The following is a 12,565-nucleotide window of genomic DNA, read 5'->3' as shown; positions in this document are numbered from 1 at the left end:
GGAGATGTTCGGCTTGCAGCTCGCGCTGAGTTGCCCGGATTAGCGGCCAGCGCGGTGAATCGCTCCGGACGGTGGCTCGGTTCCGACGGACGGTGTCCGGGACGTCCGATTCCGCTAAGGAGTGTCCACGAAAGGTTCCAGCATCCGGTGGGGTTTCCTCAGTAGGCGACTGATCCGGTCGTCGTGTCCGGCATCCCGGGAACGCCGCGGATGGACGTCGAGATCGCGGGGCGCGGGAACGATACCGCACTTTCCGCAGTTGCCCAACGGTGTGAGTTCACCTCCACAGCCGGAATGCACGATCGGTCGGCGCAGGCCGGACTCAACATAGAATTCGTTGCCCCAGTTCATCATTGACCACACAACTGGCCAGAGCAGCTCACCCTTGCGGGTCAGCGAGTATTCGCTTCGGCCACTGGTGCCGACGGAGGTCGTCATGATCTGGTGTTCCACCAGCAGCCTGAGTCGCTCGGTGAGGACTGCAGGCGGGATCTCAAGGTGATCGCGAAAATCGGTGAAGCGGACCACGCCGTAGAAGGCATCCCGGATGATGAGCAGTGTCCACCGCTCGCCGATCACTTCGAGCGAGCGCGCAACCGGGCACACTTCGTGATCGTATTCTCGCCGCAAAGCCACTCAAGAATAATACGCCAAGTAGAGTTCAGTGACTGAATTATTGGGCAACATGATGCCCAATGCGCTTGCGTCCCGAACGGCAGCGCTAGGCCCACTGCCCGAATTGCGGCTTGAGGATCTCATTGATGTCCACCCCAACACCGCCCACGCTGCGCTTATCGATCTCGACTTGATGCAGGTTGGCCGCCGGATGGGCGTAGCCCTTGGGTGAGCCCCAGTTGTGCTGCCAGAAGCAGCAGCCCAAACCGTCATGCAGCGCCCAGTCGATCGTCTTCGAGTTGGCGTAAACGCCCGTCCGCTGGTGTCCGATCACCGACTCCCAGGACCGCAGGTACGGAGCTATCTGGCTTTTGTACTGCTCGTAGGACGGGTCGTCGTCGATCGACGCGTAGATGGGTGCGCTTGCCGGACCCCCGGCGGCGGCATGTAACTCCATCCCTCGCCTGGCGTGCTGCAGCCCGGCGTTGGCGCCGCCCAGCCAGTCAGAAGAACTGCCCTTGCCGTACTGATAGCACGAGACAATTTTGAGCCCGTTGCTGTGCAGGTCGCGCGCTTCGGAGACCTGGATCGGCTTGCCTAGCATCCAGTTACCGCCCGGCCGGCGGTCGGAGACGTAGCGGATCGACCCCACCGCACCGGCCGCCCGGATCTGGCTGGCCGGGATGACGCCGGCCGCGTAGTCCAACAGGGTGCCCAGCGATGCCGACGCCGGCGCAGCGCATAACGATGACGCCGCAACACCCATGCCTACTAAGGCCGGGGTCGCGGCCGCAAATTTGAGCACGTCACGGCGCGAAATCGACACATCGGCCAGGGTACGACACAAACACCACAAGACACACTAATCACACTGGTCACATCTCAGTTACATCTGGTGCGTCGCAGGTTTAGCCCTTGGCAGCACGATGACGCTCACGGTTTCCAGGCCGAGCTGAGCCGTCTGGGCGGCCATCTCCTCGATGAAGTGCGCCGCTGCCGGGTTGATCGATCGGGCCCAAGCCCGGAACCCCTGCACGATCACCGGATCACGTTCCAACAACGGCTGCACACCCCGCAGCACACTGACCACGTCCTCGGGCAACGGATCGGCCAGCTGTTGCGCAATCCAGGTACCCGCAAGATCTGTTGCAGCCGAGAGATTCTCACCTAGCGCAATCACCTCGCCCGCCAGGCTGCGCAACCGATCGAACAGCACCCGTCGTCCCGGCGTCTCGGCGAGCTGCTCCAGCAAGGTGCTGGCCGCCGGCGGCAACACCATCTGCCCGAACAGTGCGGGGACCGGCAATTGCCACTCGTCGAAAAGGTCGGAATACATCGCGGCGATGGGCACCGACAGCGGGGCGCTGAGCCGCCCGATGACGCCGATGCTGTCGCGGTGCGTGGTCGCCAGCGTGCGCAGGATGTGTTCGTTGACGCCCCGGGTATCACAATCGCCGGCCGCGCGGGATTCGCGGGATTCGCGGGATTCGTCGATGGCCGCGATCAATCGGTCCAGCCGGTCCCGCTGGTGTATCAGCAATGCACGGTGCTCATCCAGAAGGTCAGCCAAGGTGGTTTGACCACCGCCGACCAGCCGTTGAATGTCGTTGATGCTCACGCCGAGGCTTCGCATCAGGTCGATGCGTAACAGGTCGAGGACCTGCTCGACGTCGAAGACCCGGTAGCCGTTGCTCAGATGCTGGGCGCGCAGCAGCCCGATTTTCTCGTAGTGACGGATCCGGCCCGAACCGATGCCGGTCAACGCCGTGACCTCGCCGATCAGCAACTGCTCAGCCACGTCTTGACCTTACAACTGTCGCAAGGTCTGTACTGGGACGATGGACCATCATCAGCTCATTGACCTGACCCGGCGGGCCTTGAAGTTGGCGCGCGACAAGACGACCGATCTCGCCCCCCGGCAGCACACGGTCGATGCGAGCGATTACACCTCGCTCGAGCGCCATCACAATGACAGGGCGTTGGTGCTGGCCAGCCCGCAACTGGTCGGCTACGTCTCGGAGCTCCCGAATCCCGGCGCGTACTGCACCAAGACGGTGCTGGGGCGATCGATCCTGCTGACCCGAACCTCTGACGGGTCGGTCCGGGCATTCGAGAATGTCTGCCTGCACCGGCAGTCCCCGGTGGTGACGGGGTGCGGTACCGCGAAGAGGTTCACCTGTCCGTACCACGCCTGGACCTACGACAACACCGGCCAGCTGGTCGGCCTGCCGGGCCGTGAGGGCTTCCCGGATATGACCGTCAAATCCGACTCGTTGACCGAACTCCCGGCCGCGGAATTCGCGGGGTTCCTCTGGGTCGCGCTCGACCCGGGTGCGACGCTCGACGTCGCCGCGCACCTGGGACCGCTGGCCGACGAGCTCGACGCGTGGGGCATCGGGCGGTGGTCTCCGCTGGGCGAGAAGGTGCTCGACGCCCCGATCAACTGGAAGCTGGCCGTCGACACCTTCGCCGAGAACTACCATTTCGCCACCGTGCACCGGCAGACCTTCGCGACCATCGCCCGCAGCAACTGCACCGTTTTCGATTCGTACGGGCCGCACCATCGGTTGATCTTTCCGCTCAACGCGATCCTCGAGCTGGACGGTGTTCCCGAGGAGCAGTGGGACCCGTTCCACAACATGGTGGTGATCTACGCGCTGTTCCCCAACATCGTGTTGTCGGTGACGATCGCCAACGGCGAGCTGTTCCGGATCTACCCGGGCGACGAACCCGGCAGGTCGATCACCGTGCACCAGAACTCGACACCGCTGGACATCTCCGAGGAATCGGTGGCGGCCGGCGCTCAAGCCGTCTTCGACTACGCGCACGCCACGGTGCGCGACGAGGACTACCGGCTGGTCGCGGGGCTGCAGGCCAACCTCGCGTCGGGCGTGCGCGATCACCTGGTGTTCGGCCGCAACGAGCCGGGCCTGCAGCACCGCCACATCGAGTGGGCGAAGGCTCTCGCCGGGTCAGCTACCGTCAGCTGACTCCTGTTCGGACAGCACGGCGATCAGATCATCGAGAAGGGTTGCGAGCGTGTCGTTTTGCACGGGTAGCGCCCCGGTCAGCAGTTCAACAGCTGCGCGACGACGGCCCGCGGCCACCAACGGCACCAGCTGATCGACGACCGACTGCAGGTCGGGATTGACGTCGGCGACAGTGGTGGCCAGCACTTCGACCAGTTCCCAGTCCCGATACAGCGCCAGCGAACGTTCGTTGAACGCGAAGCCGCTCACCGGTTTACCCCAGAGCGTTCCCTGGTAGCGGTACGGACCTTCCATGTATTCGATCGGCAGGCCGTGCGCCGGGGCGGGTACCAATGGCGCGCCGACCAGATCCAGTTGCAGTGTGGTGCAGGTAATCCGGTGCCGGTCGGGCATGTAGCGCGCCGGCGCCGGCGGACGCACCAGGGGTCGCACCGTATTCGGCCACCTGACATAGCTGCTGATGGTGACCTCGACGTCTCCGGCGCACTGTGGCGCGATGGCGGGGTCGGGGTGACTCGTCGTCACGCCCGTAAAGGGTTGCAGTGCATTGCCGTTCGTGCGGTCAAACTGCCGCCAGATGCTCAAGTCGACGCCGTTGTCGAAATTGATTGTGCGCCATTCGTGCGACCTGGCCCGCGGGTCCCCCGCGGTTCCGCCACCGCCGGCGTACTTCGGGAACCACTGCCGATCGACATGTCCGCTGCTACCGGAGACCTGCTCGACGGTCTCGCCCCAGCGCAACGTTCCGGTCATCGACATACCGGTCTGGAAATACGAGTACGTGTCGTTTTGACCGAAGCAGGCGATCTTCCCGTTATAGGTCGACGCACCCACCGGTGTCGGTGCGCGCGTTGGAGTTACGACCAGGTCCAACCGCATGGATCTCCCCTGGTGGTCCTGGCCCACCAGACTGACTCGGTAGGTATAGGGCAGCAATTGATCATCGCCGTCACGGCATGTGGTCCACGACGCGGCGCCGGCGCTGCTCTGATAGCCGATGTCGAGATAGCCTGCGGCCATGGTCAATTTGCGCTGCGCCCCGGGCTCCATATTGGCCGGCGGCATGTCGTAGTCGGTGTAGGTGCCGTAGTCACCGCTGTCGAGATCGAACAGCGCCATCGTGTAGAAGTCGGCGACGACGGTGCCGCCGGGCTGGTTCTTGTTGAAGATGGTCAGGAACGCGAACGACCGGTCGCTCTCGACGGCCTGCAGTTGGCCGGCGATGAACCAGGTGTCGGACTCCTGGTCTGGGTGTTCGCCCTCGGCGGCGGGAAAATCCAGCTGAGGGTCCCCGGGCACCAACTGATACGGATAACTGCGCCAATCGCTATTCATCTCGGCTTCCTAGCCACGGCGCCATCCTTCATTTTTGCTATGTTAGCGTCAATAGCGAAGTTACGGTCACGGCCTCATCCCCTCCCCAAGGAAGTGCCCCGATGACAGAAAAATCCGACCATCGGACCTATACCGAACTGTTCATCGGAGGGCAGTGGCGCAAGCCCACCAACCCGAGCCAGCTCGACGTGATCTCGCCGCACTCCGAGCAGCCGATCGGCCACGTCCAGGTGGCCGGGCTCGAGGACCTCGACGCCGCCGTCGCTGCTGCGCGGCATGCATTCGACCACGGTCCATGGCCGCGCCTGCCCCATGACGAGCGAATGGCAAAGGTCGAACAGCTGGCCGGAATCTATGGCGGGCACATCGAGGAGATGGCCGATCTGATCACCGACGAAATGGGGTCTCCGCGCAGCTTCAGCCGGCTGGGCCAAGCGGCGGCTGCCGCGTCGATGATGCATCTCTGTTTGGCCGACGCCCGCCAGTTTCCCTGGACGGAACGCCGCCAGGGCGTGCTCGGTGAAGTGCACCTGCGCCGAGCCCCGGTCGGGGTAGTCGGGGCGATCGTGCCATGGAACGTGCCGCAGTTTCTGATCATGCCCAAGTTGATCCCGGCCTTGATCGCCGGATGCACGGTCGTCATCAAGCCCGCACCCGAAACTCCTTTGGACGCTTTGTGGTTGGCCGAAATGATCGAGCAGCTCGACCTGCCCGAAGGCGTGGTGTCGGTGCTGCCCGGCGGCCCGGATATCGGCGAGGCACTGGTGCGCCACCCTGGCGTGGACAAGATCGCGTTCACCGGGTCCAGTGCGGTAGGGCGCCGCATCGCGACCTTGTGCGGAGAACAGCTCAAGCGCGTGAGCCTGGAACTGGGCGGCAAGTCCGCGGCGATCATTCTCGACGACGCCGATATCGACAAGACCGTCGCGGGGCTGAAATCGGCCGGCCTGATGAACAACGGCCAGGCCTGTGTCGCCCAGACCCGCATTCTGGTCAGCGATCAGCGTCACGATGACGTCGTGGACGCGCTGGCCGCAATGATGTCGTCGCTGAATGTCGGTGACCCCGCCGACGACGCAACCGACGTCGGCCCGCTGGTGGCCGAGCGCCAACAGCGCCGGGTCCAGGACTACATCAAGTCCGGGCAAAGCGAGGGCGCACGCGTCGTGCTCGGTGGCGAGGACAGCCCGGCCGATCGCGGTTGGTATGTGCGGCCAACACTATTCGTCGACGCCACCAATGACATGCGCATCGCCCGCGAGGAGATCTTCGGCCCGGTCCTGACCGTGCTGCGCTACCGCGACGAAGCCGACGCGATCCGGATCGCCAACGAAACCGACTACGGTCTGGCCGGTTCGGTGTGGACGTCCGACATCTCGCATGGCCTTCAGGTCGCGGCGGGTGTTCGTACCGGCACCTACGGCATCAACATGTACACACTCGATATCGGCGCCCCGTTCGGCGGCTTCAAACAGTCGGGCATCGGACGTGAATTCGGTCCCGAGGGCCTCCACGAGTACGTCGAGCTGCAGACGCTGGTGTGCAAGGGAAAGCTGCCGCCGCTATAGATCGGCCGACCAGAACGGGTTCCGGCCAAGACGCGCGAGAAGCCTTGCCTGCACATCGGTCTCGACGTGCAGCTCAACCGGGGAGCTGAACATGCCGGAGCCGATCAAGGTCCCGGGATCCGTCGGTAAGCCAGCGTAGAACAGTTCACACCAGGCGGGATCCAGCCGATCGTCGGCCCCGACCGCGCGAGCGAGATCCCAGGTGTGCACCAATATGTCGCGGGATAGGTTAGGCACCAGCCGATACGCATCCAGCTGGGTGACCCTGCCGGAGGCAAACGCCGCTACCAGGGCTTCATAAGTCAATTGCCATCTCGCCTGCGGCTCCCCGGGTCGATCGGGCTTTAATCCCATGGGCCGCAACACAAGCACGTCATGGAAGCCGATGACGTGTTCGAGCACTCCCCTGGCGTCCCAGGCATCGCACGGGGTCCGACGTTCCCATTTGCCGTCGGCCGACTCAACCGTCTCGCCGAACCGTCGACACACCGCCAGATGCAGTTCGGCTATGCCGTCATCCACCGCGCAACTGCAGGGTGAGCTCAACCGGGCAGCACAGGACGCCATGCTGGTTGGTCACCTCGATCGTGATGTCGACCAGGTAGCGCGGTGGGTCCACCGAGGTGTCGTGTCGTTTGGCCACCGCCCGGCCCCGGCCGACCATCGTGTCGCCGGCATAGACCGAGCTCGCCAGCCTTAAAGACCGCCGCACCACCCGGCTGCGCGGGCCGGCCCAATCGGTGGCGACCCGGTCGGCGAATCCGGCCAGGTGCATCGTGTTGAGATAAATCGTTGGGTTGCCCTGACTTTGGGCATACTCGGGATCGAAGTGGCCTGGGAAATAGTCCCACGTCGCTCCGGCGTTCTCCACCACTCGCTGGTAACTGATCTCGTCGACCACTTCCGGTAGCTCGACGGGAACGGTGATCTCGTTCCAGTCCAGATCCGCGCCGGTCACGCCGGCGCTCCCGGGGTGAAGCGGAACAACGTGTTCCGTGATCGGGCGACGACGGTCCCGTCCTGACGGCGATAAGTCTCTAGCGTCTCGATGAAATGACCGACACCCAGCCGAGTCCGCTTTTCCGGCGACACCGACACCAATTCCTCGACGGAGGTGAGTACGTCGCCCTCGATAATCGGGTGGAGAAACTCAACGTCGTTGGCGGCGTTGATGAATGTCGTGCCCGGCAAGGGAACTCGTAAGATCAGTGACGTCGCAGGACGGCGTCCACCGGGCTCCCATGGCGGAGGTATCAGCCACCCCATCAACAGACCCGGTGGAGCCAGCAGGCCTCCCCATTGCTCCCGCGCGAATTCCGGATCCCAGTAAGAACGATTGCCGTCGTGAATCATGGCGGCGAACAATTGAATACGCGCACCGCTAATCGGCGTGGTCGCGGTTCGCGGTTCGCTGGCCGCGCCGACCATCTGCAGCGCGTCCTCGTAGGTGCCGAAGGCTAGTTGATAGCTCAGATCCACGTATCGGTGCCGCTCACATGACAAGCGGGTGCCGACTGGGCACCAGATCCCAGGAGAGATTGCGCGACGTGTAGTACCAGCCGCCGCGCTCGTAGATCAGCTCATCCCGGTATGTCCCGGTGGCCCGCAGCGTGGTGTCCCCGAACGCGGCGGAGAAAAGCACGGCCACACAACGCTGCATCGCGTGGACGCCGTCCACGGCGATCTCGTGATCGACGGTCACCAAGCGTTGCGCGTCCCCGCCGTCGAATGCCGAACGCAGGTCGGAGAACAATTCGCCGTCACGAACATAGCTGGCACCGGAATGACGAAATGTCGCGATCCAGGTGTCACGGTCGCTCTCGGAGTATGCGCGATTGTGCCGAGCGTTCAGATTCAAGATCGCGTCGCGGCCAGTCGCAGCTTGGAGGAACTGCTCCTGCTGGTAGGTCATGGTCATTTTCTGCTCGCCGGCCTCTCCCCGAAGGAAAAAAGAAACGCTCTACGTAACATCGACTCACTTACCGTTTGACAATATATCCATATTCTTCCCGATCCCAGACCCCCGAAGTTAAACCCTTGGCCCGCAATAGATCTTTACGCACCCGACCGATAACGTTCTTGGGTAGTTCGTTGACCTGCTCGACGTATCGGGGGACGCAGAAGTACGGCATCCGGGCCGCGCAGAAATCGAGCAACTCGGCGTAATCCAGCGCGCCGTCGGGGCGCAACGTCACGACCAGCAGGATGTCGTCCTCACCCAATTCGCTGGGCACGCCGATCGCTGCGGCTTCGGCCACCGCGTGATGTTGCGTGACAACACGTTCCACTTCGATCGAGGAGATGTTCTCACCGCGCCGGCGCAGCGAATCCTTGAGTCGATCCAGATACGTCAAGTTCTGATCGGCGTCGAGTCGGCCGAGGTCGCCGGTGCGGAACCATTCCGGATGCGGGTCGACCCGCGCACCGTCGCGCACATAGCCCTCGCTCATCACGTGCGGATGCCTGGGCCGGCAGGCGATCTCCCCGACGGTGCCGGCGGGCAGTGGGTTGCCGTCGCCGTCGACGATACGCACGTCGAAATTGGGATTCGGCTTACCCGACGTTCCGGGTTCGCCCTCGTCGGCCACACCTTTGACCGCGATCGGAAATGCTTCGGTCAGCCCGTACATCGTGACAATCCGGCAGCCATAACGCTTTTCGATGTCGTGGTAGGAAGCCGCGTCGATCGGCGCGGCAGAGATGAACCGCAGCGGCAGCTGCGCGTCGCGCGCATCGGCGGGCAGGTTGTGCAGCATCGACACCATCGCTCCGGCTCCGGCAAAACCGACGGCGCCGTGGGCGCGGATGTCGTCCCACACCCGGCCGGGATGGAACGAATCGGCCAGCACCGTCGTCCCGCCGACCAGCATCGGGGCCAGCACACTGGGCGCGGCGCTCAAGTGGAACAACGGCATCGCCGTCCACAACGCCTCCCCCGCCTGCAACTTCCAGGCCGTCGCGACGGTCGCGGCGACCGAGAACAGGTAATGCCAGCTCGTGGCAACGGCTTTCGACGGACCGGTGGTGCCCGAGGTGTAGAACAGCGCCCCCACCTCGTCGGCATCCGCCGGGTCGTCGGCAGCACTGCGGCCGGCATCGTCTACCAGCCGGCGACTCAGCGAATTATCCTGCACTACAACGTCAGTCACCGTATCCAACCGGTCGGCAACCTCGTCCACACGGGGCTTGCGCTCGGCGTCGGTGAGAATCACCTTGGCCCGCGACAGCCGCAGAGTGTGCAGCAGGAAGTTGCCCCTGTTCGCGGCGTTGACCGCCGCGCTCACCGCGCCGATACGTGCCGCGCCCAGCCAGAAGTAAATCCATTCCGGGCAGGTGCCGGTGAACAGAGCCACGCCATCGCCGCGCCCCACACCCAACGACGCCAGCAGGTCGGCGGCCGCGCGGGAGCGCCGCCGCATCTGCTCGAACGTCACCTCGGTGCCGGCGATCGACATCATCACCCGGTCGGGGTACTCCTGGGCTCGGCGATCCAGCACCGCCGCGACGGTGAAGCGATCGACGCCGAAATCGGAGGGCCGCAGCGGCTTACTCCGGACCGAATGCATCAGGCGCCACTTAGGCTTTCGCGGCAGCCGGGTCGGGCTCGCCGTCGGCGGTGTACCCGAAGTCGATGGGCGTGGGCTCCGTGCCCGGGTAGAAGCGGTGTGCCCAGCGGCGCAGCGCCGCGTAGTCGTGTGCCTCTTCGGGAGCCAGGTTCGGCTTCTCCAGGTACTTCATGTTCTCCCACGTGAAGAAGTCCTGTTTGATGACCTGTTGCTGCAGCTCTAAGAACTTGGCCGCGCGCCCGGTGGGCACGTCGCCGGTGTCGCCCGGCTCGCGGATCGACGCCTGCGTATAGAAGTAGTCGGTGTAGTCCTCGTCGACCGGGGTTTGTCCGGTGACCTCGATGGTGGCCACCAGGTCGCTCGGAAACCGGACAAGTCCCAGCCCGAGCGAGTAGTTGTCGTAGATGATCTTGGCGTCGACCGGCCCGTTGGGGGTCAGCCAGGTCTTGGCTCGGCCTCCACCGAAGTGAGCGTTGACGGTGGCGTGCAGGTGATATCCCGCTACCTCGAAAGAGGCCGTATTGGCGGGGTTGGCGGCCTTGTGCACGTATTGCACGTGGTACGGGTCGGCCGCGTTCTCGATGATCATCTGCGCGTGCACCTTGACCCGGTTGAGCATCCGGCTGTGCGGGTGCAGCGGGTAGTACTCGCCGGTTTCCAGTTCGGGCAGCGCCGGCGGCTGCCAGTACGGCGCGCGACCGTGGCGTTCGTGCCAGACCAGGATGAAGCCGTACCACTCCACACAGGGATAAGTGCGAATTCGAACGTTGTTCTTGCAGCCGATCTTGCTGTACGGGATCAACGCGTTGGTGCCGTCACCCCGCCACTGCCAGCCGTGCCAGGGGCAGACGATGTTCTCGTCTTCGACCGTGCCGCCGACGCCCATGTTGGCGCCAAGGTGCTGGCAGTAGGCGTCCAGCACGCTGACCTTGCCGGAAGCGGTGCGGAACAGCACCAGCTCCTCACCGAAGTAATGCAGGCGCTTGACGTCGCCGGGTGCCACGTCGCTGGCAAAGGCGACGATGAACCACCCCGTCGGGAACCGGTAGGTGGATAGCGCAATGCCGGACTGTCCGAACTCACGTTCGGACGGGTCGGACTCTGAAATCGTATTCGTCACGAGAACTCCGTTTCCCACGCGGCCGGGCCGCTCTTACCTCACCGCGTTTCGACGACTAAAGTCTATTTTTACTATTTTAAGCATTGAACGTCAACGCGGCACCAGCCGGTGGCCGCGTGGCAGGAGAGCAAGCGGGGTTGCGCATGACTGCTGCCGCAGTGGATCTATCCGATTTCGCGTTGTGGCGTAACGGTTTTCCCGACGAGTTGTTCGCCGAGTTGCGGCGCACCAGGCCACTTTTCCGACACGACATGACGCCGGGCGTGGCCCAGACTGTGCACCGTGATTTCTGGGTCGCGACCAAACACCGGCACGCGGTCCGCCTGCACCGCGACACCGAGTCGTTCACCGCTGCCGACGGCCCACTCATTCAACCGGTCGCCATGTTCTCGTCGTCCCCCACGATCATCACGCTGGATCCGCCGGACCTGAACAAGCGCCGCAAGCTGATTTCCAACGCTTTCAACCCGCGTGCGATCGCCAAACTCGAAGACGGCATCCGGGCGCGTGCGGCGCGGATGATCGACGCCCTGCTCACCAAGGGCGGCGGGGATTGGATCGAGGACGTCGCCGACGCGTTGCCAATGACGGTGATCGGCGACATCATCGGCATCCCGGACGAGGACCGGCCCCGAATATTCGACCTCTTCGACCGCATCCTCAAGGCACTCGCGCCCGAGCGGGCAGGTAGAACTCGAGCTCTTCGCGTCGGTCTTCGGATACGCGACCGACCTCACCGCCGAAAAGCGGCGCAACCCAACCGACGACATCTGGAGCACACTGGCGTCCGCGGAGATCACCGGTGACGATGGCGAGCAGTTCAGCCTGCCCGGAAACGAACTCGACTTCTTCTTTTTCGTGCTGGCCTTTGCCGGCAGCGACACCACCAAGAACGCCCTGGCCATCGGGCTGCAGGCGTTCGTCGGCAATCCCGAGCAGATCGAACGCTATCGCGAGGATGAAGCGCTGCGGCCCGGCGCCGTCGAGGAGGTGCTGCGCTGGGCCTCGCCGGTGGCGTACTGGACGCGCACCGCGAAAGTCGACGTGGAGATGGACGGCCAGCACATTCCGGCGGGCGACCGGGTGGTGTCGACGCTGCGTTCAGCCAACCGCGACGAGGAGGTCTTCGAGTCCCCGTTCACCTTCGACATCGGCCGGCAGCCCAACCCGCACGTCGCTTTTGGCGGCGGCGGGCCACACCACTGCCTGGGTGCGATGCTCGCGCGGGCCGAACTGCGGGCGGTGCTCGACGAACTGCTGCTGCGCTGCGATCGCATCGAAATCGGGCCTGCCAAGGTGTCGTATCCGAACCTGACCACCAACATGTCGATCTATGACGAGATGGCGATCTCGCTGAGGGCGCGGCGCTGA

General features: G+C 64.2%; 12 protein-coding genes and 1 pseudogene. 3 read left to right on the top strand and 10 right to left on the bottom strand.

The features are described 5' to 3' along the window. Positions 1-114 precede the first annotated feature (114 nt). The 3 genes from H7K34_RS07375 to H7K34_RS07365 all read right to left on the bottom strand — a co-directional run bounded on the left by H7K34_RS07375 (position 115) and on the right by H7K34_RS07365 (position 2,413). On the bottom strand, positions 115-636 hold the full coding sequence (locus tag H7K34_RS07375; RefSeq protein WP_264061193.1) for a winged helix-turn-helix transcriptional regulator: 522 nt from the start codon (positions 634-636) through the stop codon (positions 115-117). An 85-nt stretch (positions 637-721) separates the two neighbouring features. Then, positions 722-1,441 carry a DUF1906 domain-containing protein gene (locus H7K34_RS07370; RefSeq protein WP_264061192.1) on the bottom strand — a complete coding sequence of 240 codons (720 nt, stop codon included), beginning with the start codon at positions 1,439-1,441 and terminating at the stop codon, positions 722-724. Between the two features lie 60 nt (positions 1,442-1,501). Further along, entirely contained in the window at positions 1,502-2,413 is a 912-nt protein-coding gene (locus H7K34_RS07365) for a MerR family transcriptional regulator (RefSeq protein WP_264061191.1), read from the bottom strand. Positions 2,414-2,453: 40 nt separating this feature from the next. Here H7K34_RS07365 and H7K34_RS07360 point away from each other — a divergent pair, with 40 nt between their 5' ends. After that, positions 2,454-3,605 carry an aromatic ring-hydroxylating oxygenase subunit alpha gene (locus H7K34_RS07360; RefSeq protein WP_264061188.1) on the top strand — a complete coding sequence of 384 codons (1,152 nt, stop codon included), beginning with the start codon at positions 2,454-2,456 and terminating at the stop codon, positions 3,603-3,605. Here the strand turns inward: H7K34_RS07360 and H7K34_RS07355 are convergent. Then, complete coding sequence (locus H7K34_RS07355) at positions 3,588-4,940, bottom strand: carotenoid 1,2-hydratase (protein ID WP_264061187.1); 1,353 nt, start codon at positions 4,938-4,940, stop codon at positions 3,588-3,590. The genes H7K34_RS07360 and H7K34_RS07355 overlap by 18 nt on opposite strands. 101 nt (positions 4,941-5,041) lie before the next feature. On the opposite strand from H7K34_RS07355, the gene H7K34_RS07350 reads away from it, so the two are divergent. Then, positions 5,042-6,508 (top strand): aldehyde dehydrogenase, encoded by a 1,467-nt coding sequence (locus tag H7K34_RS07350; RefSeq protein WP_264061186.1) that lies wholly within the window; start codon positions 5,042-5,044, stop codon positions 6,506-6,508. Here H7K34_RS07350 and H7K34_RS07345 read toward each other — a convergent pair. The 6 genes from H7K34_RS07345 to H7K34_RS07320 form a co-directional block, all read right to left on the bottom strand. Beyond that, positions 6,503-7,030 carry a maleylpyruvate isomerase family mycothiol-dependent enzyme gene (locus tag H7K34_RS07345; protein ID WP_264061185.1) on the bottom strand — a complete coding sequence of 176 codons (528 nt, stop codon included), beginning with the start codon at positions 7,028-7,030 and terminating at the stop codon, positions 6,503-6,505. The genes H7K34_RS07350 and H7K34_RS07345 overlap by 6 nt on opposite strands. Beyond that, positions 7,023-7,466 (bottom strand): MaoC/PaaZ C-terminal domain-containing protein, encoded by a 444-nt coding sequence (locus H7K34_RS07340; RefSeq protein WP_108924940.1) that lies wholly within the window; start codon positions 7,464-7,466, stop codon positions 7,023-7,025. The genes H7K34_RS07345 and H7K34_RS07340 overlap by 8 nt, the downstream gene beginning before the upstream one ends. After that, positions 7,463-7,936 (bottom strand): MaoC family dehydratase N-terminal domain-containing protein, encoded by a 474-nt coding sequence (locus tag H7K34_RS07335; protein ID WP_264061256.1) that lies wholly within the window; start codon positions 7,934-7,936, stop codon positions 7,463-7,465. Before H7K34_RS07335 ends, H7K34_RS07340 begins: the two co-directional genes overlap by 4 nt. Positions 7,937-8,000: 64 nt before the next feature. Beyond that, positions 8,001-8,426, bottom strand: coding sequence for a nuclear transport factor 2 family protein (locus H7K34_RS07330; RefSeq protein ID WP_264061184.1), 426 nt, complete (start codon positions 8,424-8,426; stop codon positions 8,001-8,003). 61 nt (positions 8,427-8,487) lie between these two features. Further along, entirely contained in the window at positions 8,488-10,074 is a 1,587-nt protein-coding gene (locus H7K34_RS07325) for an AMP-binding protein (RefSeq protein WP_264061183.1), read from the bottom strand. 10 nt (positions 10,075-10,084) lie between these two features. Then, positions 10,085-11,194: an aromatic ring-hydroxylating dioxygenase subunit alpha gene (locus H7K34_RS07320; RefSeq protein ID WP_264061182.1), complete on the bottom strand. Its 1,110-nt coding sequence runs from the start codon at positions 11,192-11,194 to the stop codon at positions 10,085-10,087. A gap of 83 nt (positions 11,195-11,277) precedes the next feature. Between H7K34_RS07320 and H7K34_RS07315 the strand changes: the two are divergent. Then, positions 11,278-12,565, top strand: a pseudogene (locus H7K34_RS07315) (cytochrome P450).

Origin of the sequence: Mycobacterium montefiorense (genome assembly GCF_025823255.1) — a bacterium.
Taxonomy (GTDB): domain Bacteria; phylum Actinomycetota; class Actinomycetes; order Mycobacteriales; family Mycobacteriaceae; genus Mycobacterium; species Mycobacterium montefiorense.
Note: the sequence above shows the minus strand (reverse complement) of the source record. Positions and strands in the feature narration are given on the sequence as shown.